The following is a 25,194-nucleotide window of genomic DNA, read 5'->3' on the forward strand; positions in this document are numbered from 1 at the left end:
GGATCTTTATCCTTAAGTTCAATTGCAGGGAAGCCCGAATAAGCATACAAAGGCGGTAAGTTTGAATTTCTAGGAAATACAATAATTGCATCATTAAATTGATGTGGATATGGTACTTCTATCCTTTTGTTTTCTACCTTATTAGGTAATTCTACTTTTTCTGGATATGAGAACTTTTTATTTTCATTTGAATATTTTTGAATAATATTCCCTTGCAAACCAAGTCCACTATAAGAATCTGCTGGTAAAAGCGCATATTCTATTCCCAAATTTTTAATAACCATATGATAGCCATTGCCAATATAATTGGCGGGATACACAGGCACTTCTTTCGTCACCAATACACCATCGGTTCTAACTAACGCTGCACTCGCTTTATTATTTTCTTTAATTACAGCCATTCTTGCATTAACATTAACTGTACCGTTGTTTTTTGCAATTTCATTAAGTTTGCCAGACATTAAGTCAGGGTTATTAATTAAGTTTTCTGCAGGAATCGTAGACATAAGATCTAACTCATCAAATGAATTATTATCAAATTCACTAAATTCCATAAATTTTACTGAGTTTACATTATTATCATCAATACTATTTTCTTTACTGTATAAACTAATAACAGACTCTACCAATTTATCTTGAACTAAATTAACGGCTTCTTTTGTAAGAAAATATTTCTTTTTAAATGTTTCGAGTTGCTCAATAACAACACCATTAAAATGCATTACACCTTTATTGGTAGCTAATTCTCTATTGTTTGAGCTATTAGTTAGTTTATTATTATTACTAGAAATAATAACGGGCTTTTGTGGCTTATTTACTGTGATTTTAGTATTTGGATTGAAAGGTGATGACCCACCATTACCCACATTGGGAGACGGATATTCATCTTTATCACTATCAGCAAGAATAGGTATTTTTGACCATGGGAAATAATCTGATTTAGCCGCCGCCACCATTAACGTATCTACTCCATTATTTACAACCCAACCCCCATCAGTAATAAAGGCCCCATCTTCATCAGCACCTCCTGTAGTGTTATAAACAGTACCATTTTGCTTTATGTCTCGAATAACGTATTCGGGAAGATCAGGGAACTGATCAACGTTAGCTCTTGTTATAATCATTTAAATTCCTTTTTATATTTAATAGCATACAACCACTGTATGCAAACACAGTATAATCAATAGTAATCGTAATACAATTGTCTTATTTCGGCTATATTCGGAATGGTTATCATTAGTATTTAACTCATCCTTGAGTCAAATAAATATAATCAATCAGTTATCCATTTCTGGTGCACTATTGGTGTCCTGATTTTCTTCCTCTTCTTTTTGTCTGCGTTCCTCTTCCGTTTTCTGCGCTTCTTCCATCTCACGCATTCTCACGTTATAGATTGATTGCTCTGGCATCTGTACACGAACAGAGATAAAACGACCATCAGGGATATCAATCGGGTCACCGTCATTGAAACCGTCAATATCATTACGGGCGAATTTAGGCGCATTAGGATGAGTGCGATGATGTGTTTTAACGAGAATAGAACCATCTTTGTTAACTTCAGAGTTAACCCAAACTAACGGTTGTTTATTGACATCGAGTGGGATTTCAATACCACCATCGACACCACCCCATCCTGCATCTGAGTTAAAACCTAGTACACCCTCGATAAGATATTCTCCCTGAGCTACTCGAGTAACGGTAGCACCTTCGGATTCGTCGTTAGTTGTAAATCTACCGTCAGAATTGATGTCGATGATTGGAGAGGCTCGCTTAATAAACCCGTTACTATCTACCGTTGTATTCCTGTCAGTCCATAAATTATGAACATATTCAGATGTCGCATTGCCCGCAACAACTCGACATGAACCACCATTCCAAGAAGACACTAAGGCCTGATAGGTATCTTTTGATTTAAAATAAGCGATTGGTGAACCACCAAGCCCATATTTTGTTGTTTGCTCATTTCTGATAATTTGCGTAACCGTATTTCTATTCATTAATACAGCACGAAGTTCAGCTTCTGAAATATTTGTTGATGGCGTCTCAGAGCCTCCCCAACCGTAATCACCCACCAGCATCATTTTGCCAGTCTTTCCAGGAAGCGTTGCCCTATAATATGTTCCATTTATTTTATATAAAAATGATGGTGAAGGGTCTAAGCTCAGAAATAAGTCATAGCTACTATTTCTTGAACCTACAGCACCCGCCGAAACAATACCCCCTTTAAAATCTTGAGGAGTCGTTTTTGTTAAGTCTGCCTTATTTTGTATATCCCCTTGCATCTTCTTAATACTATCGAGCATGATAATCTCGCCATTTGGCATCTCAATTTTTGTCTGGCCCGTTTGAGTCATCCACGTATTCATGGCGTCGAGGAAATACTCGACATAACTATTAATAGCGACCATTGTTCGTGCTGCATCGCTATTATTGTCTGGTTCAGTAATATGAATTGAGAATATTGTATTAGTTGCTGTTACTAATGCCGGTTGTGCTAATACTAATTCAGTGTCGGAATTAACGGATTTAATCATATACGGAATATTTGTTGTTCCCGATTTAATTAAAATAGTCATTCCGATATTAATAGCTGGATTATTATTTTTAAATTTAGTGCCAGTGCCTTTGACAATAGCAGCCCCTGACACAGTAGAGACTGTGCCTGTTGTGTATATCATGAGGTTATTTTTCCTAGAGGTATAATGAAGAGTTAATCAAATATTGAAGTAGTCGCTGAGTTCTATGCCGTATATATCAAATTCTATTTTAAACGCATTACCGCCATCAGCCCCCCATGGCCCGCCATATTCTGATCTGATACTGTATATGTCATCCCAATAGACATTATTCGTCATTTCTAAAACCAAATCCTGTTCGCATATAAATAACATCATCTCTATTGCTTCCCTGTATTCTCCAGTTAACGAATTGTGCATCTGGAATAATCATTGGTTTTTTGAGTTTAGAAAACGAAGCTCCATTTCGATTACTAAATCGCGTTGTCTCTCCGAGCTTCATGGGTTTGTAGTTAGATGAAAATGTAATTTCTTTTTTATCGTTATAAATTACAATGCCATATTTTGGAGGAGTTAAAGTAAAGTTAGTACAAAATATAACGACATACATTTCACATGAACTACTAACAACTAAACCCCTAGCTTTATTATATGAGAAGACAGCACCTGAATTTTTCGGCCTCACGAAAATAATGGGGTTCATTTCATTGGTAATATGTAATGGCATTCTCCAGCCATTATCTTTACCTGCATTTATTTGTACGATGTCGGCAAATACACAATACCCTCGCATAGATGGAGTTAGTTCGCTAATACCGTTCATTCCGTGCAGTCGTATACCGTATGACTCATTGTTTGATTTCGGATAACCATAAAAATCAAACATAAATTCCGGGTCTCTTTCATCATCTTCTGAATCTACTCGCGATCCGGCTGTCCTTTCATCGACATAAAAATTAAAGTTATCACCGGATATATTATACGCTGTGACATTTGATGAGAACCAATAATAGGAACCGGGTATTTTGTATGTGCGAGATACCACTCTTGGGATAATAATAATATTGTACTTTTCGTATTCAGGTATTTCGTGTTTCATTTTATTCCACCCTTTATTTATTGGGTAGAAATGGTTATTGTACCACCCTATTTTTGCTGAACCTAAATACCCCATAACCTGATTATCATCAGCATCTAAATAATATTCGTTGCCTATATCTGGTTTAACATAAACACCATACATTAATTAAACTCCTGTTATTTTTCCTATTTCAATCCTAATTTCCCCCTTGTCACCATAAACAGCGATCCTTTCATTGGTAATAACAGTATGCGCACCCGTTTTATTTGTTCCTATATCTAATTCACCCCGGAACGTTCCTTTATTCATTTCAATATTGCTAGTTTTACCATCAATCAAAAAACCACTCTTACCGGGTACATAATCACCAGATTTAATATATTCGGTAACAACAACGGAATTTAACCATGCCTCGTTAATAAAGGCCTCACGCATAAATATCTGGCCGTTTTTAACGTACATGAACAATTCCATTTTTCCGTTACTTGGGTTGTACCACGCAAAATTATTGGCGTTGTAGCCAATGAATGATTCAAGCTTGCCGTTCTTAACCTGAGCACTAATCACTTGCCCTGCTGAATTGTATTTCACGTTGTTATGAACAATCGTGATATTGATTGAGTGAGTGACAACATCGTCACCAGATTACTCAAACGTGGCTTGCATTTTCTCCTGTATCATTCCCTCCTGTTCATCAAACTTAGCCTGAACTTGGGTTTTGTTTTCAGCAAATGCCTTGTTTGTGTTAGAGATGGCTTGAGAATTTGAAACAATATCGGCCTCAGCCTGATCAACCTTAGTACGTATTTCAGTAAAGCGCTGACCGATAGCCTCATCAAGATTGGTAATTGACGTTTGAGTTTCTTTAATTGCAGACGTGTTATCACCAACAGCGGAGTAAATTTCTTTGACTTCCTGTGCCCAGGCTTCGTTATCCGTTGCACGAACTTGCCATAGCTTGCGAATACCCGCTTGTGACTGACCGTGTTTCATTAACATACTGCGTGATAGTTGAGAATCAGCGTTACTAAGAATAATTGCGGTTTCTGCATTCCAATCCAAGCGTTCACTGAGTTGCTGACCGGCTTCAAATGACATGAAATGTCCATCAAGCTCTGGCAATATTGTACCTACATCAAACTCCGATTCTCCTCGAATAAATTCAGTCCATTCAGATTGATTGCCGGTTTTATCCACCAGCCTTGCTCTGAAATAAAATACTACGCCTGCTGATAAACCTGCCATTTCATAGGTTTTAGATGGATAAGGAACATCAGATAACAGCATCAGACCTTCATCATCATTGGTTTTGCTGTACTGAACTTCAGTTTTTAACGTATCACTGGTATTTTCACCAAATCCCCAATCTAGCTTAATGCCAAATACTAATGGCGACGTTCTAAAGTTAACCGGTTTTGGTGGATTACCAGTTTTGCCTGTTAACGTTTTTTCGTCAGAATATCCCCACCCGCTTGAGATCTCAGAAGCATTGATGGCTCGAACACGGACTAAATATCGACCGGAGTAAAATTAGGAACCTCAATAGAAGCATGAAACCGTTGGTGCATGGGCTACAAGAGGATGGCGGGGATTATTTGCGGTACTTGATTTACTGGAAAAGTCAGTGTTAAATTCCAGTGACGGTGTAATATAATTGGCCTGCATGCCCCCCACTTTTGCACTTGATAGAGACAATACTAGGCGTTTTTCTCGGATTAAAGCAGTATATATTAGCAATTCAGTCAAGACCGATGACATTCTTGTTTTTGATGCACTGTTAAAGCGAGATAACTTCATCGAAAAAATTGAAATGTTCGGGTATATTACAGAGGGTAATGGAAAATGGCCTATATATATACAATATAAAGGAAATAAAGGCTTTATCTACTGGGGCTCAGATCCAAAGGATATAAAATCAAAAGAAATAACAACAGATATTAATATTTTCGATAAAGAAATTTATGTTGGGCAATATATTACCTATTCTGCCATCAACGCAAATAATCAGCGAGAAGAATATACTTACCAGATTACCGATATCCGAAATTGGAACGATCATTGTCAAAATTAATCATAAAGTAAGTATTAAAAATTCTAGATCCTGCCAGCAAGCTATCTAAAGCAGGAATTGCTAAGTGGCACATTTAATTAATACCTAAAAGCACTTCAAATGGGGATACTTTGGCTAGTGAAAGGAATAACCAGCTCCCTAATCCCCATTGTTAAACAACTTACCGAAATATATTATCTATCTAGTCGCATTAAGGCTAATCATCAAGGGAGTTATGTCCTAAAAAAAGCTTATCGCTTACAATTGAGTAGCATAGTTAAGAAAGACCAGCTATCTAACCTTCTATCTGCATATCTATAACTTGCCTAATCAATTGGATGGCGTAGGAAATATCAGATACATTATTAATACGAAGTTCAACATCACCATTCCCCCAATGACCTATATTCGTCATGTCATTGCAAATTCCTTTTGGATCATAGATGTCCGTATATTTACAATTGAGAGACAAGAGTAATCCTGATACTTGAGGTATAACATCAACGATATTTGTGTCTAGTTTAAAAGCAACATACAGCTTCAGAAATTCCTCTTCCACATTTTCATCCAAAGCTAAAACTTCTTTTCTAAATGCTTGGTAGAGATCTTTAGAGGCTCCAATGGCAATATATGGGTGATCTTCTAGTGTATAACTGCTACGCCTTACTTCTATCGATTGGTAGGCTTGGAAAATTGTCTCAGCAAGTTCTGGATAACGCCATACTTGTTGCATTTTCCCTGCAAGCAAGCTTGAACGTTCTAATATTTTATCTTTATTCCAAGTTGAGTGTTCTCTTAAACTCTGATTTAACATCAAAGGGCTATGAGCAAAACCTCCATTCATATCACGTTTATCTGTGTAGAACTTATCGCTTAACTCTGAATTATAGCCAGTAAGAGTAAGGTTGCCTATAGTATGTACTAACTCCTCTTGTATTGATTTCCATTCATCACCTAAAGCTTTTTGCCACTGTACCGAAAGTTTCTTATTCTGAGGAAGGACATGCTCAATAGTGTAGTTCTCGACACTTATTCGTTCTTTTTTACCAAAGTTTTCTAATCGTCTCAGCCAATATGCTCGACTTCTTACGTTATACATATCTTTATGTCGTAGCGAATGGCTAAACTCAGCATCTGAGGGGAAGCGTCGGTATGAAGTGAGTTTTATTAGCTCCGCTTTAAAACTTTCTAGGTAGCGTTCTTTTCGTAATAGACGAGAAAAACCTGCAAAGGTTTTATTGAGAGAATTGGTTGGAATATCGCATACATAGCGCCTAAAAACGTAACTTTCAACTAACCGAACACATTCAACAAATTCATCTAAATGTAAGATCGAACTATCATAATCTTGATATAGACCAAGAATCAAAGGATAAGAAACATCCACTTTATAGGCGTTTAAATCTTGAAATGCCTCAAGTAAAGCCGGCTCTTTTTCTAACGCAAAACAAATATAAAACTTGGCTTGTTGACGAACATCTGCAATAACATTCTCGATGTCAAGGTTACTACTATCAACATACTTCTTAAATGCCTCATAAACATCACCTAAACGAGGCGGCTTATTTGTTTTTAACGTCAAATAATCACGTATAAATTGATTAAATAACCAACTGTATTCTCCATTACCAAAATCTTGCTCCATTGGGTACCAATATTTATTATATAAGTGCTCTTGTGATTTACGATCAAGTCTCATCAAAACATAGTTTCTGATAAGATCTGATTGACTTAAATCAAGCCCAGTAGAATTTAAGCTTTCAAAAATAAGCTGAGGGTTATCCCTTTCTCGATCAAGAGCAATATCAACAATAAGTAATTTTTGAAGCCCGAGATATATCTGGGCAAGTTGTTCATTAGTACAACGCTGTAGCCTTCCACTAAAAAATAGGTAGTTTTGGATAATGCGAGATGAAGATCTCATATCTTCAATTTTTTCGCCATCAATAATACTTCTTAGTTGTGGATCATCGGCTTTAGTTAACTGAAGCTTATAGAACAAGTCACCATCTTCTGCATCATTACAGAGATAATTCTTTTTAAGTTTTTTATAGTTGGTACTATCAATAACAGCTTCAGTTTGTAATGTTTGACGAAGCTTTAGTTCAGCAGCTAATGCAGCAATGAGGAGTGTAGTAGAAGTTAGGCGTTGCTGACCATCAATAATAAGGAGTTGAGGTACATCACTATGGCGATATAAACCTCGTTCAACATACACGACAGAACCAATGAAGTGAGCTTCTAAGTTTGTTGTGCCTGCTCGAATAATATCCTTCCATAGTTGGTCACATTGAGTATCCGTCCAACTGTATTGGCGTTGATAGATAGGAATGATGAACTGGGCTGATTTTTGTAAAAATTTAAATAGTCCGTTTTCTATTGCTCTCATGCTAACCCCAACCACGCTGTATATTCTATCATATAAAAATAACTACTCTTTTTATGTATCAATTCAGTACTGATCTACTGTGGACAATCTTTATGATAACTATTTTAAGTAGATCTCAATTTTTATGATCTCTATTAAAAATATCGGCTAAAATAACTCCACTAATTTGATTTCAACAATTCATTAGATAGCAACTCCGCTTGTGCCAGCACAGTTTCTGTTGCTAATACAGACATATCAGGTGGATAGCCGTAACGGTTTAGTAGTCGTTTAACGATAACGCGTATTTTTGCTCTTGCAGACTCTTTGATAGTCCAATCTAATGTGACGTTATTACGGATCATTTCAGTCAGTACAACGGCCAATTCCCTTAGCTTTGCTTTTCCGATTAATTCTTGAGCACTATCATTTTCAGCCACAGCCGTATAGAACGCATATTCATAAGGTGATAAATTCAGGTCATTCGCTTCGCTATCAACCTTATTGATATCTTTCGCCAATTTAATTAGCTCATCAATAACTTCTGCTGCCGTCAAAATCTTATTTTGATAGCTTTTAATCGCCCCAGTGAGCATATCCATCAGCTTTTTACCTTGAATAACGCTCATTTTTGTTCGCACATTGATTTCATCTGCTAACAATTTTTTCAAGGTTTCCAACGCGATATTTTTATGTTGGTAATCCTGCATCTCCATTAAAAAGTCATCCGAAAGGATCGATATATCAGGTTTTTTAATCCCCGCAGCATCAAATACATCTACCACCGTATCAGTCACTAAGGCTTGATCAATAGTCTGTTTAACGCGAACTTCCATACCGTCGTCACCGATAATGCCACTTCCTCCAGTTGAATCAAACTTGTTCAGCCTGGCTTTTACCGCTTGGAAAAAGGCTATTTCAGGTGCTGCCTCCATCGCTTCAGGATGTGGCGTTGCTAATGCAAAGGCTTGAGATAAAGCGGTTACTGCTGTTAAAAAACGCACTTTCCCTTGACCTTCATCAATCCCTAAAATAAAATCTTCTGCTTCTAAAATAATGGCTAATTTACGGGATGTGGATGCGGTGAAATATTCACGATAATCAAAACCAAAGAGCATTCCGTCAAGAACGTCTAATTTCTCTTTCATTACCTCGACGGCTTTTTAAATCCAATCATCTTAGGCACCTTGATAGGCACCTCGTTAACCTTTATAGTTTTTGAAGTGCCTAAGAACAATGGAACATCAAAAATGGCAAGACAAACCAGTAAAAGAGATCAACGCTACAAAGCCGAAACAGAGTGATTATATCCGCTATAATGGCGATGGATTAGAGTTATTTGTTATTTATAATAACGGCCATCACTTTTGTCGCGCCTGGCCTCTCAGATCTTCAATACGACTAGTATTATTTCTAAATATGACAAATAGTTTTCATTAAATTAGGATTAACAACCGATAATATGAATATAAAATAGGCTAAAAGATTGATTGTAGAAAATAAAAATAATATTGAATTATCATTATTGATTATAGAAGAAAAAGCCTAAGCTAGCCAATATGCCAATTACTGAAAAATTATTCTCTTAAATTTATTTAAAAATAGTTTATGACGATTAATATAACCTATCATTTATATTTAACTATAAAAAATAAATTAAAAAAATTCTAGATATACCTTAATGTTTATTAATAAAAGCGGAGCAGTTATTTATCCGCTTTTATAATAAGCTTAAATAATATTAAGTAAATATCATAGCATCTAATGCATTTTCTTTTTTAACTTCAGTTGCTATATAATCGAAAAGATAATCAAGAACCTCATGAGGTGACACATCTAATATCAATAAGATAACTAATAGCTTATCTAAACTTAATTTATTAACGCCTCTTTCATAACGAGACCATTGCTGTTGGCTAATATCAAGTTTTTTAGCAATTTCTTCTCCTGTAAGGTTATTACTTTTTCTGATATCTTTAAGAAAGAATCCGATAAGTTTATTAATATCATTAACCCTTTGACTCGCTCTAACAAACTCTTCATTAACATTATACTTTATCACAAGTTATTCCTGTCATTATCTAATATATAATGACAATTATATAGATGAACTACAGCGCTAACATGTGAATAAACTTTAAATAATAATTTTTTAGAAAATTTAAGATATCTTAAATACTAATTGATGAAAATATTATGTCTTCTTACAAAAAAATTGAGGGATTGTAGTAGTATACATAATATAGCTATTGGGTCCATTCTCCTTAACATTAACATTAAACCATCCCCCTGCTTCCCTTGTATAACCATACATATAAGCATACGATAAATTGTCTGGAAGATTATCTAAAGGAGAAACTTTAATATCAGAAACAGTCATTAAATAAGAGTTATTATCAGTAACTTTATAAGTTACTTTTATATCTCGCTTTATATTAAAAACAGAATTATCTTTTTTTAAAGTTGCCGAATAAGATATAGTACCCTCCCCATTCTCTAACATAAAACCTATTCCAGTATCCATAACATCAAATTCTTTATCATTAAAATAACCATATCTGACTTGAGCGTAGCAATTAAGGTCTGGTATATTTTTTTTATAACTATTAAAGTAGATAAAAACTGATGATATAAATAAAAAAAGTGATATTACAGGAATTAACATTCGTTTCATTTGAGATTATCTTTTAAATAATAATAATAGGAACTACATATACTTTTAGATGAGTAAATAACATCATCACATTTAATTAATGATATTCTTGGCAAATTGGAATATACTGAAAGATATAACATTTCATGATTATAACAAGTTACTCCACCAATAGTTTTTAATATTTTTCCCATAAATTCCTGTGAGTAGCTTTCATTAGCATACATATTACAACCATTATAATTATCTATATATTTATAGCTGTAGAAAGGAGATGTAGTCTTACTTATACTGCCATAGGAAAACCAAATTATTGTTAAGAATAGTATTGATAACAAAAAAAATATGGATAGGTTAAAATACCTTTTATTCTTTTTAGTGATATTCTCCTGAACAGTAGGTGGTTTAGAAACTGATAATGACTCATCTTCTTCAAAATGATGATTTATAACTTTTTGAAGCTCTATCGTTTTTGATATTACAATGCCACGACGTGGTATTGTAATCAAAACATCAGGTGTATAATCTATTTGTTTAAACGCCTTTCTTATGATTGAGATATTCTGATAAAAAGTATTCGAATTTATTGGAATACCATGAACTTCCCAAACTTCATGAAATAATTGTTTCTGAGTTGTTACATCAGGTGAATTTTTCAATACAATCGCTAAACATTCATTTGCAGGTACAGTCAATGTTGCGACTTTTTTTGTATCTAATAAGTTTGTAATCTTGGCTGCTTCTTTGTCATAAAGAATCATTCCATCAAAAATAACTTGCTGTATTTCACTCATAACCCCTCCAAAAATACTCTTTACGAGTGTATTTAATAATTTAAATCTTTTCAATATTTAAATTATCTACTTTAATCCTCTCATACTTTATATAAGAAGCATATAAGAAGCATTATCATTAACTCCCTAATCAAAATATATTTTGGTTTTATTAGGTGTTGTTAAAACCAGCCAAGATAAGAATAACTATTTTTAATTTATTCTTACTTAGAGATAGATTTAATAATGATTCATAGTTATACATTACAATATATATTTCTTTTATTTAAATTAAATTTACTTAAATAAAAAAACATATAGATACTCGCAAATCATGATGCATGAGAAAACAAGAAAATAATTTACATCAATATTATCACCCTCTAAAAAACAAATACCAACCACGTAATAAAATCATAAAATATATATTTAAGATCATTTAAGAACACATGCAACTCATTGATTTAAATGAAAAAATATTAAAAAAGACCTTTTTTATCCTTAATTATTAATATTTAAGTAATTTTAATTAAACAAATATTCAATCTAGCAGTTAATATTTTAACCGGGATAAGGAAATATGAAGGTGACAAAGGAATGAAAAAAATAAAGGAATGAAAACACCTTATTTTCAATTTAATTATTGCTATATGTCATTTCATATAGCAGCCCACTATAAGCAACTTGATTTATTTTATCTATTGCTACTTTAAATATTAACTAATGGAAGAAACATGAAATTGAATAAATTTTTATCATCTTTAGCTTTAACCACTAGTATTGTTGCATTTGGCGCATCAGCCGTTGAACCAGAAACAACGACGATCGCAAAAGAGCAAGGCTCTGGTAGTGTAACTTTTACTGGATCAATTATTGATTCGCCATGCTCTATCGCACCAGAAAGCTCAAATCAAACGGTTGATCTTGGGCAAGTTTCAAGCGTGTTACTTTCAAATGCAGGAAACTCAACACCTCGTAATTTTACCATTGAGTTAGAAAAATGTGATACTGCAACGAAGAAAAATGTAACTATTACATTTGATGGTACTAAAGATGCCATTAACAATAAGCTTCTTGGTGTGACAGGCAGTGCTAAAGGAGCCGGTGTTGTCGTTACTGATGGTAGTGGTACACAAATTACATTAGGTACACCGTCAGCAGCACGTAGCTTATTAAATGGTAATAACAAATTAGTGTTCTCTGCATACTTACAAGGTAGTTCAGCAACAGGAGAAGTTACCCCTGGAGAATTTAGCAGTGTAGCAAACTTTACACTTGCATATCCATAAATCTATTTTTGCATAATTAATGCATTATTAAACAAATCATAATAACTACCCATAATGAATCTTCATTATGGGTAGTTAATACCCCTATTTATATATTTAATAGTCACTCGCATTACTATTTAATCACTTAAAGAAAAATAAAATAAATTTATATTGCATATAAATATTTACATTCTAAAACAACATTTATGATTTTATTGAGAATAATAATTTGATGAAATTAACTATGATTAATAGGGAAAAAACTAAACATAACGTAGTAGTAATTATTCTACTATTGAGTATGGTCAATTGTTTTAGTGTAGAAGCAATTGAATTTAATACAGACGTACTCGATTCAATTGATAGAAATAATATAGATTTATCTAGATTTAAAGATTCTGAATATGTCATGCCAGGTGATTATCTATTAAATATTTTTCTCAACAATCAAAAAATTGGGAATGAAGAACAATCCATTTTATTCTATACAAATGAGACAGACTCAAATAAAACAGATATTTGTTTTCCTATTCAATCAATTCACAAACTTGGTTTAACACAAAATACTCAAGAAAAAATTAAAACTTGGCATCAAAAACAATGTGCAGATTTCAGCGCGTTAAACGGTTTTACTATTAAGGCAAATGTAGCTGATGGTAATTTAAATTTAACTATACCGAAGACTTATTTAGAATATAGTGACTCTAATTGGTTACCACAATCTCAATGGGATAATGGAATAAATGGTTTCCTTGTAGATTATAATCTAAATATGGATTTAAACCGCCATGAGAACAATGGCTCCTCAAGAAATTTAAATATTAGTGGTACGTTAGGTGCCAATATCAGCAAATGGAGAGTACGAGCTGACTATCAAGGAAATTATACTAAAGTTTCATCATCAAATAATGCTATAAATAAATTTGATTGGTCTAGATTATATGCTTTTAGAGCAATACCCAATATCCGGTCTGTTATCACATTGGGAGAGAGTTTTTTCCAATCAAATATATTTGATTCATTTAGGTATACTGGTGTTAGTTTAGTTACTGATGAAAGAATGCTCCCTCCTAATTTAAGGGGATATGCACCTGAAGTAAGAGGAATTGCAAAAACTAATGCTATCGTTACAGTAACTCAACATGGCCGAGTGATACATGAAACAACCGTCGCTTCAGGTCCATTCCAAATTCAGGATCTAACTAGTGCTGTAAGTGGAAAATTAAAGGTTAAAGTTCAAGAGCAGGATGGAACTGAACAAATATTTTATATTGATACCGCCAACGTTCCTTATCTGACTAGACCAGGCTCTTTACGTTATAAAATGGCCATAGGACGTCCTTCAACATTTCAGCATAAGATGCAAGGCAATATATTTGCTAGCAATGAAATTTCATGGGGCGTTGCAAATAGTTGGTCTCTTTATGGTGGCGGAATTATAACTGATGGATTCAATTCATTATCTATTGGTATAGGTAGAGATTTGTTTCTATTAGGTGCTTTATCTATTGATGTTACACAATCACATGCACAAATTCCGAATTCTAACAGCATATCAGGAAGATCTTACCGACTAAGTTACTCAAAAAGATTTGATGATTATGATAGTGAAGTAACTTTTGCTGGTTACAGATTTTCCGAACGTGATTATGTAACTATGAATCAATTTTTAAATTTACGGTATCTTGGTAATAAGATAAAACAAAATAAAGAAATGTACACTGTGACTCTCAATAAAAACTTCACAGATGCACGATTAAGTTTATACACTACTTATTCTCATCAAAGTTATTGGGATAAGCCAGACGAAAACAATTATAGCTTGTCACTTAGTCGATATTTTGATTTTTTTAATCAAAAAAATTTATCTATTAATATTTCTGCGGTAAGAAGCCAAAGAAATCAACGTACTGATGATAGTATATCGCTAGGAGTTTCAGTTCCATTAGGAAATGGTCAGACCCTAGGTTATAACGGCCAAAGCTCGAATAACTTTATCAATCAAGCTGTCAACTTTACAGATAATATAGATATAAATAACAATTATAGAGTATCAATTGGTGAAACTCAGAGATCAATGAAAGAGATAAATACGATGGTTAATGGTTATTATAATCATCGTAATGATATAGCAGATATTAGTGTCAACGCGTCATATGCTCAACATCAATATCGTTCATTAGGAACTTCTATTCAGGGAGGGTTCACTGCCACAATGAATGGGGCTGCTTTTCATCCTTCTGGTATTAATGGTGGTACAAGATTAATGCTTAGTACAGAGGGTGTTGATAATATTCCAATTAACAATGGAATATTACATAGTAATTCTTTTGGAATTGCCGTACTCACTAATATTAATAGTTATTATCGTACAGATACCAGTATTGATATAAATAAAATAGCTGATGATGTAGATGTTAATAATAGTATTGTTGAATCTGCTCTCACCGATGGTGCTATTGGTTTCCGTAAATTCAATATACTTCGCGGAAATAAAGGATTTGTCATTATTAGATTAAAACAAGGTAACTTCCCCCCTTTTGGAGCAAGTATTCAAAATGAGCAAGGAAGAGAGCTTGGCATCGTTGGTGATAATGGATTGGCATATATTGCAGGTTTTACTGTTGAAGAAACTTTGCATGTTAAATGGAATGGAACACAACAATGTCAGATTGAAATACCACAAAGTATTCAGCTTAATCAAGATTTGTTATTACCTTGTACCCCCTCAAAAATTAAATAGTAATATTTAGGAGAAGAAATGAAAAAGATATCTATTTTTATATTTTCTATATTTACATTATTAAATACAGAAAATAGTAATGCTGCAATTGCCTTAGATCGCACTCGCGCTATTTATGGCGAAGGAACAAAATCTATAAGTTTAAAAATAAGTAATGAAAGTAGTCAGTTACCATATTTAGCTCAAGCATGGGTTGAAGATGAGAATTTCAATAAAATAACAAAGCCATTATTAATTACACCTCCTATTCAACGCATTGAGCCAGGAACTAAAAGTATGGTTCGAATATCTTCATTGCCAGAAATAAAGAATTTACCACAAGATAGGGAAACACTTTTTTACTTTAACCTTAGGGAAATACCACCACGTAGTGATAAACCTAATGTTATGCAAATTGCACTACAAACAAGAATTAAATTATTTTATCGTCCTAGCTCTATAATTAGAGATTCAGGCGAAGTTTGGCAAAATAAACTTATTTTAACAAAAGAAAAAAATGGTTACTCAATTAATAATCCGACAGGCTATTATATTACTATAACTGACATAAAATCCTATAACGATCAAAAAACGGATACTCAATTTTCTCCTATTACAGTTCCACCATTGAGTAATATAAAATTAAAAACGACTGTTTATGATAAATTTATACTTACATATATCAATGACTATGGTGGTCGTCCAACGTTGACATTTCAGTGTTTAGAACATAAATGCCAAGTCAAAAATATTTGAGAAATTTATGCTAAATAAATATTTATTAATACTACTAGTTCTTTTTCATTCTAAATCATTTTCTTCGATTCTTGGTTATGGAACAGATATACATTTTAAAGGACGCCTATTTGAACCTGGATGCGAATTCAATAATAATGTAGATATGGATATTGATTTTGGCATGATTGGAATAAAAAAAGTAAATGGGAAAGAGTATACAAAGAAAATTAGTATCCCAATGAAATGCAAAGGAAGTTTAGATAAGAGTTTATACATTCAAATTCAAGGAAATACAGTTGTCGGTTATAATAACGTAATATCTACCAGCAAAGAAAATTTGGGAATTATATTCAATGATAACATTGGAAATCCAATTATACTTAATAATTTCCTTAAAGCTAAAGATGACAAATTATATGAATTTACTGTTACACCAATAATGTTAGATATGACAAAACAACTTGATGTTGGCTATTTTTCAGCCACGGCGACACTCATTTCAACTTATTTTTAGTAAGAGGCGTTATGCACTATATTTATATTATACTTTTTGTGTATTCTGCTTTTATTTCAACTGCATTTTCTAAAAATGGTGATTTATATATGCATGGTGAAATTGTCGCTGAACCTTGCGTATTAAATTTAAATTCTAAATACCAAATTATAGATATTGGAAATGTAATTAAAAAAACTTTATACCTTCACACTCGAACAATTGGATATCCATTTACAATAAAACTAGAAGAATGCGATACTTCATTGGGTAATGAAGTAGAAATTAGCTTTCTTGGAGATGGAGATTTAATGCTTCCGGAGTTATTAGCAATTAATGGCACGGCAAAAGGCATAGCTTTAGGTATAGAAACCATTGATGGTGAGAATATAAAAATAAATAAAAGTATCTTAAGAAAGAAACTTACCGACGGTCAAAATATTATAACTATTAACGCATATATACAAGCATATACTACTGCAATTGAAAATAATGAAATTATAGATGGTAACTTTACAGCCAATCTTAATTTATTAATCAACTATCCTTAGGTTGTAATGATATGAGCTATTTAATAAAAAAAACATCCGTTGTAACTAAAATAATCTTCATTTTAATCATTTTTAATTTTCTTATTTCACCAAAATCTATTGCTGCTGATGTTGTAAATAGTTGCTGGGATGCACAAGGATCAAATAGATTTAATATTACTCTTAGTGGTAGCTCATTTACTGATAGCTCCGCCAATTCTTCTGCTCTATATAATTATTCTGACTCTTATTATGAAGTGATATGTCGCTATAAACCTATACTTGTGGGAACTGGAGGCTCTACTGCAATAATACCGTACGGTTTTTATAATACAAGAAGTTCACTACCACCATCCGAATATGGTAACGGTTTTTTAAAGCTAAGCGATGACCTGGATATAAAAATTCAGACCAAAGGCTATAATGGCGGAATAATACCTCATAATCCTGCTGCTAATAGTGGTCGTGATTTAAGTAAGTTAGATGTAGGTCTTAATTTGATTAATGATTTCTATGGTACTGAACAGGCAATTACCTTACGATTAAGAAAAGATCAATTAAATGGTTTTGTTAATGTTCCACCTGGAATTGAACTATTCACTGTTTATAGCTCGATTTCTTCTTACAACATCGTGAATAATACTCCCACAGCAAAATTTTACACAGCAGGACAAACAATTTCATTGCCGATAGTATGCCGAATTAATAACAATCAAGCTATTAACATTGACTTTGGTGATATTGATAATACTAAAATCACTCAAGCCGGTGATAGCTATATCAAGACTATTCCACTATTATATTCTTGTACTACACCTATCAATCAAGATATTAAAATTAATATTATTGCTAATCCAGCAAGTTTTTCTTCTGATTTAATTGCGACTTCGCTTCCCGATGATATTGGGATCATGGTGAAGTACAATGGTATTATTGTTAAACCTAATTCATCATTTAATACTGTATTGGCTAATGGAAGTGGGCAGGATGTACTAGAAGTTTCCCCTGTAATAAATAATCCAAACAAGTCAATAACAGGTGAATTTACAGCATCAGCGACACTTATAATGACAGTACTTTAACTCTGTTCTGCTCAATTTTCGATAACTTATAGAGTATCTACTCTATAAGTTATGTTGAATAAAAAAACATTGGTAAAAATAAGATAAATAATATTGCTTTCTAAGCATGAATGCCTTCCGTTCTATCCTATTTTTCTATAGCTGATGAACCTATAGAATCTAAAGGATATGTATATATAACTTACTAAAACAAAAAATAATAAATAAAAAAATATCAAATAGAAGCATTTAAGAAAAAAATTAACTAAATCATTAGCTATAAATACTCTGTTCAAGGAGATTAAATAAAAATATATATCCGTATGGCCAACCTATCTTATACCAATAGTATAATATACACTCAATAAGTAATTTTAATTTATTAAGTAAAATAACTAAAAAAAACACAAATTATGCATCTCATTTTAAATGATCATTACACAATACAAAAAATAAAGATCGTGACTTACCACAATATTTACTAGTTATAACGATCCACCTGATTTAATTAGATCCTTATTGTAATTAATATGCACTTTAATTTATCAATAATACATTTAATAAATCTTACCACAATCGCCCGAAACACCATTTAACCCTTGTTGTCTTTGTTCAAATATAATGTTTTTTTTATTATCTTCTCGGATTATTTTTAAGATATAAATACTATCAAAATCATTACTCTTCCATTTAGGGATTAATTTAGGATCTCCCCCTTCTTTCTTCATGATATCTCGTGCCACTTTGACTAAATTATCATGCTCCCATGCAATAAAAATAACTGAGTTTTCATATTGCTGACTTAACAGGTCTTCACGTAATTCTTTTATTTCTTTAGCATGATAATGAAGATGGATAGGTAATGACATTTTAATAGCAATGGGAGAGATAGTTTGAAGTGAACGTAATGAATTACCTAACTTACTTTGTTTAGGCGCCGCAGCGAATAATGCGTCAGGTTTGCCAAATTGATTGATAAGTACATCAGGTAAAGCGAGAGCTCTATTTAATCCTTTACAGGTTAGTTGCCCACTTTCATTATCAGGTTTTTCACCATGCCTTATAAAAACGAGTGTTTGATCTGAATACGCCATATGACTAAACCCTAAAATAAATACACTCAAAAATATAAATACACTGCGCATACAGCGTTACCTTTACATCAATAAATATAAGAAGTATGGAGAGTTAAGTATATTTAACACTAGCCATAAATTCACCTGTTGTAGGTCAACCAGTTTATCATAGCCGAAAATTTTTCAGAGACGGTATCTTCTTAATCTTCAAGATCAAATTAACATGCATAAAAACAAGACAAACAATTGTTAACAAAAAATAAAGAATATCTTGAGTTCTTATTACTTAACTCTCAATTTTATAAAATCGAATGAAAATTAAATACTAAGCACATTTAGATAAAAAAAGGGAATAAATCTCTTTAACACACTAAAAATAGTGTGTTAAAAATCAATGCAAGCCTTTTTATCTGCCTTTATTTCGTTTAATGACTAAAGTTCTGTCACTGCTTACCGATACTGTCTTTTCTTCAATAAGTTAATAATACTTATTAATTATTATTTATCCAGGGTTAAGCATGTTCTTTAAAAACGTTAAAATTCGTACAAAGTTAACTATCGCATTTACAACATTGGTAATGTTAATTATGTTGGGTTCTAGTTTTGCATTAATGGGGTTGAATAGTGCGAATCAAGATATTCATGATGTTGTTGATGATATCTATCCAGCCACAGTAAAAGCCAATTTGCTAATTAATAATTTCAATGAATTTATTATCTTTCAGCAACTCACCATGCTAGATGAGCAAGGCCGTTTAGCCTCTGAACAAGAGAGTAAAAAAGCTGAGATCACCGCCAAGGTTGCTCAATTACTAAAAGAGTTAGAAGAAACAGCTCACGATGATGAATCAAAAAAAATACTCGCTGAAGTTTATGAGATCCGTCAGAAATATATCACCTCTCAAAATTTTGTAGTAAAAGCATTTAACGAAAATAATCGGCACGTCGCTGTTAATGAATTAATCACCAAAACAGCAGGTATTCAACTTATGTATCGCGATAAACTCTTGGAATTTATTGCGCTACAAAATCAAAAAATGAATAAGGCAGGTGAAGCCGTTGAGCGCGATTTCATTGAGAAGAGAGTATTTTTAGTATTATTGACACTTATTAGCATTATTGTAGGTAGTGTTTTAGGGTGGTTTATTACAAAAGGTATTACTCGCCCGTTAGATGAAGCTGTGAATTTTGCTAAAGCGATTGCTAATGGTGATTTAACACAAGAAATTAACACTCATTATCATGATGAAGCAGGAATGTTATTACAAGCGCTTGCTGTGATGAAAACCCATCTATTAGATGTTGTGCAAAATGTACAAAACGGTGCTGAAAACATTTCATCTGCCGCTGAACAGATCACAGCAGGTAGTCAAAATTTAGCTGCAAGAACAGAAGAACAGGCAACCTCCGTAGAAGAAACTGCAAGCTCAATGGAGCAAATGACGTCAACGGTTAAAAATACTGCAGAGCATACTCTTGATGCAATTAATGTTGCTGAAAAAACAGAAATTGCCGTCCATCATAATGGTGAAATGATGCTTCAGTTAACAGAAAAAATGAGAGCCATCAATAATTCATCATCTCAAATGACAGATATTATTAACTTAATTGATTCCATTGCATTCCAAACAAATATTCTTGCACTTAATGCTGCGGTTGAAGCGGCAAGAGCGGGCGAACATGGCAAAGGTTTTGCCGTTGTCGCAAGTGAAGTCAGATTATTAGCACAAAAAAGTGCAGATTCAGCAAATGATATACGTACACTGATTGAAAATTCATCAACCCAAACACAAGAAGGGATGGATTTAGTGGAACAAACTGAATTACAGATCCAAAAAATGATCACAGATGTTGAAGAAATCAGTGCATTATTACGAGAAATTGGACAAGCGAGTAATGAGCAAAGTGACGGTATTTCACAAATCAACAATGCCGTAAGCCAGCTTGATTCAACAACGCAACAAAATGCAGGATTAGTGGAAGAGTCGGTTGCCGCCGCAGGTTCACTCAATGAACAGGCACTCAATCTTAATAAATTAGTTAACTACTTTCAGATTAAAAGTATCTAAAACTTAATAAAATAATTGATTGAAAAATAAAGGTCACCAATATTGTATTGTGGTGACCTTTAAAAGATTTTTTCTATCATCCAATCAGCTATAGAAATTGATAATTTTAACCAAACACTTGAGTTAAATGTGCTTTATATTCGACAATATCTTTATCAACATTAGGTTCTTTAATCACATCATTTGCCATAAAAGTAGGCAATTGAGACATGCCTAAAAATTGTTGAGATTTATGGAAAGCGAAATAAACACCATCAACACCTCTGCCATCAAAGAAATTACCAAACTCATTAAAAGCTTCAACGGGCGCATTCCAAGTCACGGAGAGCATATATTTTTTGCCTTGTAACAACCCCCCTGTGCCATATTGTTTTTTGGGATCACGGCGAGTACGTCCATCGTTCTCATATAATTTGCTATGCCCTAAAGTATAAACATCATCCATATACTTTTTCACTTTCCATGGCATCATCATCCACCAACCTGGCATTTGATATACTACAGCGTCAGCCCATAAGAATTTTTCAATCTCTTCATTAATGTCATAGCCCTCTTCTATTTGAGTCTCTTTAACACAATGCCCGAATGTCACTAAATGCTCAGCTGCAATATCATGTAATGTACGGTTTAATCGTCCTGCAGAATGACCAAAGTTTTGGCCACCGTTAATCAGTAAAATATTCATATCATCTCCTAAATTTTTTCTTGCAATACATTTGATAGCGTAAATTTAACAGGAAATGAAAAAACTCGCACACAATAACAAACTCTAAAAAATAATAGAAAGATAGAATTTTTATCCTTTTATAAAGATAAAGTGAAACTAAAAAGAATAAAAAACTAAAAAAATCGAATTTTACGATTATGCATATTAATAATAGAGATTATTGCTTTTTAGGTAAAAGTCTATTGTTACTTAGGCTATTTTTTTAAAAGGCGGGCTGTTATAACATTAATAAGGATCTTATTTACCCTAATAAGGTTGTCTTACTATCACACTAAGATAAGCTGTAAGAAATCAAGTACATCAGTGTGTCAAAAGTTACAACTTTAATGTGTCAGATAAATATTGCGTTAAGTTATCAATAAAAACGCGAATACGCTGGCTCACGACCCGATCACTATAATAAACAGCATGAAAAGGTAATGGAATAGGTTGTATTTGATCGCTGAAAAGCTCAACCACTTTGCCCTCTTGAATGTCTTTATTTATCATAAAACCGGATAAACAAGCGATCCCTTCACCATTCACACATAATTGTCTTAATGTTTCGCCACTGTTTGAAGATACCCCTTCTTTTACTGTAATTAATGTATTTTCTTCAATTTCTAAAGGCCACGTATTTAACGAAGCTGGCTCAGTAAATGTTAAACAAGTATGTTCATTCAATGCTTGTACTGTTACCGGCGTTCCTTTTTGTTCGATATATTTGGGGGGGGCAATAATTTTACGATAGCTATTAAATAAAGGACGTGCACGTAAACTTGAATCCGTTAATTGTCCTACGCGTATAGCAACATCAACTTTTCGCTCAATTAAATTCACATACGTTTCTGATGAGACTAATGACAAAGTAATATCAGGGTATTGTTGACGAAAAATAGAAATAAAAGGGATCAACAGATGTAAAACAACGGGTGTAGCCGCATCTACTCGCAATAATCCTTTAGGTGAGCTCTGTGTACCATATAATTCATTTTCAGCCGCTTTCATTTCCTGCAAAATAACTTTCATGCGCTGAAAATAAAGTTCGCCCTCTGCCGTTAGATCAATTTGGCGAGTCGTTCTATTAAGTAAATTAACCCCTAATTTATCTTCTAACTTTTTTACAGTACGACTAACAGCTGAATTAGCAAGATTGAGTTTATTAGCTGCTTTTGTAAAACTTTTATGTTCAACAACTTCAATGAAGACTCTCGCTTCTTCTGACGTAGCTTTCATACAACGTGTCCCAGTGGTATTAAGTGATATATTGATATCTAAGCGTATAAATATTTTTTATTATTACAATTAAGTTAATAGTAAGAGGAGAATAATGCGTTATTATAAATAAAGTGGCCAATATAAACATAACCGACTAAAAAATAAGCAAATATACATAGCGTATATCTGCTTAAATGATGCTCGAAACATAAAACGCTCTATTTAAAATAACAATGCGACACATTAACAAAGAGTAAATAGGATTAAGCGATTTTTTCAATAAATTTGATATCTAACAACTCAATTCTCTCCTTTAGATTTTCAATAAATGCTCTCATATGTGCCGTTTTATTATGTTCATCAATGGCATTCTGGTTTTCCCAGACTTCAAAAAAAATAAATGTTCTTGGTTGCGTTGTATCCTTATGAAGCTCATATTGGATACACCCATCATCTTGATGGCTGGGTTTTATCATTGCTTTACACGCAGATAACACCTCATTTTCATGATTTTCTTTTGCTACAATCGTGGCAATCAACCTGATATTATTCATATAAAATCCTATACTTAGACCAAACAACAATGATAAATAAACAACAAATTTAAATTACTTTAACATAATCCTTATTTTGTTTTTCATTTCATTATTTACATTTGAGCAAAAGTCTATTGTCTTTTTCTTACTGATTGCTTTTATTGCCCCATTAAACTCACTCTGTATCAATTTTTTTAGCCCTCGCTCATTTAGCCAGGAATAATGATGAACGTTTTTTCTTTTTATTACTCCTCGTCACAGATACTTTTGCAATCGGCGCAACAAAATTTACACCTATTGGGATTGTTACCTATCATTACCTATAGTTAGATATTTCAATAATAACAGCAGGGGATTAATTATAGGTTATGCGGCTGGTACAACCATTGGTGGGATGTTGCTCAAATACAGCTATAACATCGTGTCATTAAATGTTGCTTTAGCAACGATCTTTCTTTTATTACTGTTTTTCTCTCAATTTAAAATTAAAAGAGCACCAGAAACATTTATCCTAGTCGATTAGCACCCAATCGAGGGGAAATAAAAAGAGAGCAAGTTCACAATTTACTCTTTTTTTTTTGTGTGTAATACATCAAAAATAAAATACATACAATTTTATCAACATTAGACAAACTGTTCATAACACTGACTTAATTTTAGAAAAAAAAGACAACCTCAAATGTTAAATCCTAAAACATCACTAACATAATTGCTGATTTTTGTTATCAAAACAGAGCCATTTGATGATAGGAATAATCTTTTCATCATTAATATTTCCACGATTTATTACCAAAAATAATACCATTAATTGTGAAACAAATGCTGATAATAAAAAAGAAAGGAAAGAAGCAACAACCAAAAGAAAATATCTCATTAGAGGTTATTGCGTAATTAACGCAACACGGATTATCTGTACACGCATTTTTTGTCTCCTTTTTCACCGTAATTATTTGTATGACAATTATCAAGGTGAAATTTATCTCTCTCCTAAAAATAGGCCGATAAACGTCAATAATATTTCACTTTTTCGCTTTGCGTTAAAAAGGCGATTTTAGCGCCTAAAAAAGATCAGCAAACTGGCTTAATAAAGCATTTTCTATTATTGAAAATAAATATATTCTCTATTTTTTATAATAAAAAATAGAGAATATACAGCTATACATTTTTACTTATATAGTCAAGATCACTCTAAATATACCGTTATCTTAGAAAACAAAAAAGAATCATTCTCATTTTTTATTTACTTCTTCTCATCATAAACTTGTTATCCTTATGATTTGTATTACAAATATAAAAACCATAAAACTGAGTAATTACACGGCGTAAGCACCAA

The 25,194-nt window shown here is 32.8% G+C and carries 20 protein-coding genes and 2 pseudogenes; 8 read left to right on the forward strand and 14 right to left on the reverse strand.

The window, feature by feature from the left end:
* The 5 genes and pseudogenes from GWI97_RS09265 to GWI97_RS18600 form a co-directional block, all read right to left on the reverse strand.
* Positions 1-1,124, reverse strand: a 1,124-nt coding sequence (locus GWI97_RS09265; RefSeq protein ID WP_161751916.1) for an S-type pyocin domain-containing protein, incomplete at its 3' end; no start/stop codon positions are given.
* 153 nt (positions 1,125-1,277) lie between these two features.
* Positions 1,278-2,678: a phage tail fiber protein gene (locus tag GWI97_RS18200; RefSeq protein ID WP_202609412.1), complete on the reverse strand. Its 1,401-nt coding sequence runs from the start codon at positions 2,676-2,678 to the stop codon at positions 1,278-1,280.
* 166 nt (positions 2,679-2,844) lie between these two features.
* Positions 2,845-3,759 (reverse strand): hypothetical protein, encoded by a 915-nt coding sequence (locus GWI97_RS09275; protein WP_036934820.1) that lies wholly within the window; start codon positions 3,757-3,759, stop codon positions 2,845-2,847.
* A 3-nt stretch (positions 3,760-3,762) separates the two neighbouring features.
* Complete coding sequence (locus tag GWI97_RS09280) at positions 3,763-4,164, reverse strand: phage tail tip fiber protein (protein ID WP_350444715.1); 402 nt, start codon at positions 4,162-4,164, stop codon at positions 3,763-3,765.
* Positions 4,165-4,668: 504 nt separating this feature from the next.
* Positions 4,669-5,124 (reverse strand): annotated as a pseudogene (locus GWI97_RS18600) (host specificity protein); the annotation flags it as partial.
* A 136-nt stretch (positions 5,125-5,260) separates the two neighbouring features.
* Between GWI97_RS18600 and GWI97_RS09290 the strand changes: the two are divergent.
* Entirely contained in the window at positions 5,261-5,668 is a 408-nt protein-coding gene (locus GWI97_RS09290; RefSeq protein WP_036934821.1) for a hypothetical protein, read from the forward strand.
* 274 nt (positions 5,669-5,942) lie between these two features.
* On the opposite strand, the gene GWI97_RS09295 is transcribed toward GWI97_RS09290, so the two are convergent.
* The 5 genes and pseudogenes from GWI97_RS09295 to GWI97_RS09315 form a co-directional block, all read right to left on the reverse strand.
* Positions 5,943-8,036 carry a DUF262 and DUF1524 domain-containing protein gene (locus GWI97_RS09295; RefSeq protein WP_161751917.1) on the reverse strand — a complete coding sequence of 698 codons (2,094 nt, stop codon included), beginning with the start codon at positions 8,034-8,036 and terminating at the stop codon, positions 5,943-5,945.
* A 161-nt stretch (positions 8,037-8,197) separates the two neighbouring features.
* Positions 8,198-9,178, reverse strand: a pseudogene (locus GWI97_RS09300) (DUF3387 domain-containing protein); the annotation flags it as partial.
* 578 nt (positions 9,179-9,756) lie between these two features.
* Complete coding sequence (locus GWI97_RS09305) at positions 9,757-10,077, reverse strand: helix-turn-helix domain-containing protein (RefSeq protein WP_052038451.1); 321 nt, start codon at positions 10,075-10,077, stop codon at positions 9,757-9,759.
* 132 nt (positions 10,078-10,209) lie between these two features.
* Entirely contained in the window at positions 10,210-10,689 is a 480-nt protein-coding gene (locus tag GWI97_RS09310) for a hypothetical protein (protein ID WP_036934828.1), read from the reverse strand.
* Positions 10,686-11,462 (reverse strand): winged helix-turn-helix domain-containing protein, encoded by a 777-nt coding sequence (locus tag GWI97_RS09315; protein ID WP_052038452.1) that lies wholly within the window; start codon positions 11,460-11,462, stop codon positions 10,686-10,688. The genes GWI97_RS09310 and GWI97_RS09315 overlap by 4 nt, the downstream gene beginning before the upstream one ends.
* A 713-nt stretch (positions 11,463-12,175) precedes the next feature.
* On the opposite strand from GWI97_RS09315, the gene GWI97_RS09320 reads away from it, so the two are divergent.
* From GWI97_RS09320 to GWI97_RS09345, 6 genes are all read left to right on the forward strand, one after another.
* Positions 12,176-12,730: a fimbrial protein gene (locus tag GWI97_RS09320; RefSeq protein WP_036934830.1), complete on the forward strand. Its 555-nt coding sequence runs from the start codon at positions 12,176-12,178 to the stop codon at positions 12,728-12,730.
* Between the two features lie 214 nt (positions 12,731-12,944).
* Entirely contained in the window at positions 12,945-15,455 is a 2,511-nt protein-coding gene (locus GWI97_RS09325; RefSeq protein ID WP_087803250.1) for a fimbria/pilus outer membrane usher protein, read from the forward strand.
* 18 nt (positions 15,456-15,473) lie between these two features.
* Positions 15,474-16,190 (forward strand): fimbria/pilus periplasmic chaperone, encoded by a 717-nt coding sequence (locus GWI97_RS09330; protein ID WP_036934833.1) that lies wholly within the window; start codon positions 15,474-15,476, stop codon positions 16,188-16,190.
* A 7-nt stretch (positions 16,191-16,197) separates the two neighbouring features.
* Positions 16,198-16,686, forward strand: a complete 489-nt coding sequence (locus GWI97_RS09335) for a fimbrial protein (RefSeq protein WP_161751918.1) — start codon at positions 16,198-16,200, stop codon at positions 16,684-16,686.
* An 11-nt stretch (positions 16,687-16,697) separates the two neighbouring features.
* Positions 16,698-17,216, forward strand: a complete 519-nt coding sequence (locus GWI97_RS09340; protein WP_087803246.1) for a fimbrial protein — start codon at positions 16,698-16,700, stop codon at positions 17,214-17,216.
* 11 nt (positions 17,217-17,227) lie between these two features.
* A complete protein-coding gene (locus GWI97_RS09345) occupies positions 17,228-18,277 on the forward strand; it encodes a fimbrial protein (protein WP_052038455.1) in 1,050 nt (349 codons plus the stop codon).
* 536 nt (positions 18,278-18,813) lie between these two features.
* On the opposite strand, the gene GWI97_RS09350 is transcribed toward GWI97_RS09345, so the two are convergent.
* Positions 18,814-19,401, reverse strand: a complete 588-nt coding sequence (locus GWI97_RS09350) for an ATP/GTP-binding protein (protein ID WP_036934837.1) — start codon at positions 19,399-19,401, stop codon at positions 18,814-18,816.
* A gap of 449 nt (positions 19,402-19,850) precedes the next feature.
* Here GWI97_RS09350 and GWI97_RS09355 point away from each other — a divergent pair, with 449 nt between their 5' ends.
* Complete coding sequence (locus GWI97_RS09355; RefSeq protein ID WP_087803244.1) at positions 19,851-21,401, forward strand: methyl-accepting chemotaxis protein; 1,551 nt, start codon at positions 19,851-19,853, stop codon at positions 21,399-21,401.
* A gap of 106 nt (positions 21,402-21,507) precedes the next feature.
* Here GWI97_RS09355 and GWI97_RS09360 read toward each other — a convergent pair whose 3' ends face one another.
* From GWI97_RS09360 to GWI97_RS09370, 3 genes are all read right to left on the reverse strand, one after another.
* Positions 21,508-22,086 carry an NAD(P)H-dependent oxidoreductase gene (locus tag GWI97_RS09360; RefSeq protein ID WP_161751919.1) on the reverse strand — a complete coding sequence of 193 codons (579 nt, stop codon included), beginning with the start codon at positions 22,084-22,086 and terminating at the stop codon, positions 21,508-21,510.
* Positions 22,087-22,443: 357 nt separating this feature from the next.
* Entirely contained in the window at positions 22,444-23,343 is a 900-nt protein-coding gene (yafC, locus tag GWI97_RS09365) for a DNA-binding transcriptional regulator YafC (protein ID WP_161751920.1), read from the reverse strand.
* A gap of 245 nt (positions 23,344-23,588) precedes the next feature.
* The gene (locus tag GWI97_RS09370) at positions 23,589-23,879 is read right to left on the reverse strand and encodes a putative quinol monooxygenase (protein WP_103004903.1); all 291 of its coding nucleotides are present in this window, start codon (positions 23,877-23,879) and stop codon (positions 23,589-23,591) included.
* Between the last annotated feature and the right edge of the window lie 1,315 nt (positions 23,880-25,194).

It is taken from the genome of Proteus sp. G2300 (assembly GCF_009915965.1).
GTDB classification, from domain to species: Bacteria; Pseudomonadota; Gammaproteobacteria; order Enterobacterales; family Enterobacteriaceae; genus Proteus; species Proteus vulgaris.

Excerpts from the sequence above, each read along its gene's own strand:
- GWI97_RS09330 (WP_036934833.1), top strand. The coding sequence starts at position 15,474 with ATGAAAAAGATATCTATTTTTATATTTTCTATATTTACATTATTAAAT.
- GWI97_RS09345 (WP_052038455.1), top strand. The coding sequence starts at position 17,228 with ATGAGCTATTTAATAAAAAAAACATCCGTTGTAACTAAAATAATCTTC.
- GWI97_RS09350 (WP_036934837.1), bottom strand. The coding sequence starts at position 19,401 with ATGCGCAGTGTATTTATATTTTTGAGTGTATTTATTTTAGGGTTTAGT.
- GWI97_RS09325 (WP_087803250.1), top strand. The coding sequence starts at position 12,945 with ATGAAATTAACTATGATTAATAGGGAAAAAACTAAACATAACGTAGTA.
- GWI97_RS09370 (WP_103004903.1), bottom strand. The coding sequence starts at position 23,879 with ATGAATAATATCAGGTTGATTGCCACGATTGTAGCAAAAGAAAATCAT.
- GWI97_RS09310 (WP_036934828.1), bottom strand. The coding sequence starts at position 10,689 with ATGAAACGAATGTTAATTCCTGTAATATCACTTTTTTTATTTATATCA.
- GWI97_RS18200 (WP_202609412.1), bottom strand. The coding sequence starts at position 2,678 with ATGATATACACAACAGGCACAGTCTCTACTGTGTCAGGGGCTGCTATT.
- GWI97_RS09340 (WP_087803246.1), top strand. The coding sequence starts at position 16,698 with ATGCACTATATTTATATTATACTTTTTGTGTATTCTGCTTTTATTTCA.
- GWI97_RS09315 (WP_052038452.1), bottom strand. The coding sequence starts at position 11,462 with ATGAGTGAAATACAGCAAGTTATTTTTGATGGAATGATTCTTTATGAC.
- GWI97_RS09295 (WP_161751917.1), bottom strand. The coding sequence starts at position 8,036 with ATGAGAGCAATAGAAAACGGACTATTTAAATTTTTACAAAAATCAGCC.
- GWI97_RS09290 (WP_036934821.1), top strand. The coding sequence starts at position 5,261 with ATGCCCCCCACTTTTGCACTTGATAGAGACAATACTAGGCGTTTTTCT.
- GWI97_RS09360 (WP_161751919.1), bottom strand. The coding sequence starts at position 22,086 with ATGAATATTTTACTGATTAACGGTGGCCAAAACTTTGGTCATTCTGCA.
- GWI97_RS09335 (WP_161751918.1), top strand. The coding sequence starts at position 16,198 with ATGCTAAATAAATATTTATTAATACTACTAGTTCTTTTTCATTCTAAA.
- yafC (WP_161751920.1), bottom strand. The coding sequence starts at position 23,343 with ATGAAAGCTACGTCAGAAGAAGCGAGAGTCTTCATTGAAGTTGTTGAA.
- GWI97_RS09275 (WP_036934820.1), bottom strand. The coding sequence starts at position 3,759 with ATGTATGGTGTTTATGTTAAACCAGATATAGGCAACGAATATTATTTA.
- GWI97_RS09355 (WP_087803244.1), top strand. The coding sequence starts at position 19,851 with ATGTTCTTTAAAAACGTTAAAATTCGTACAAAGTTAACTATCGCATTT.
- GWI97_RS09320 (WP_036934830.1), top strand. The coding sequence starts at position 12,176 with ATGAAATTGAATAAATTTTTATCATCTTTAGCTTTAACCACTAGTATT.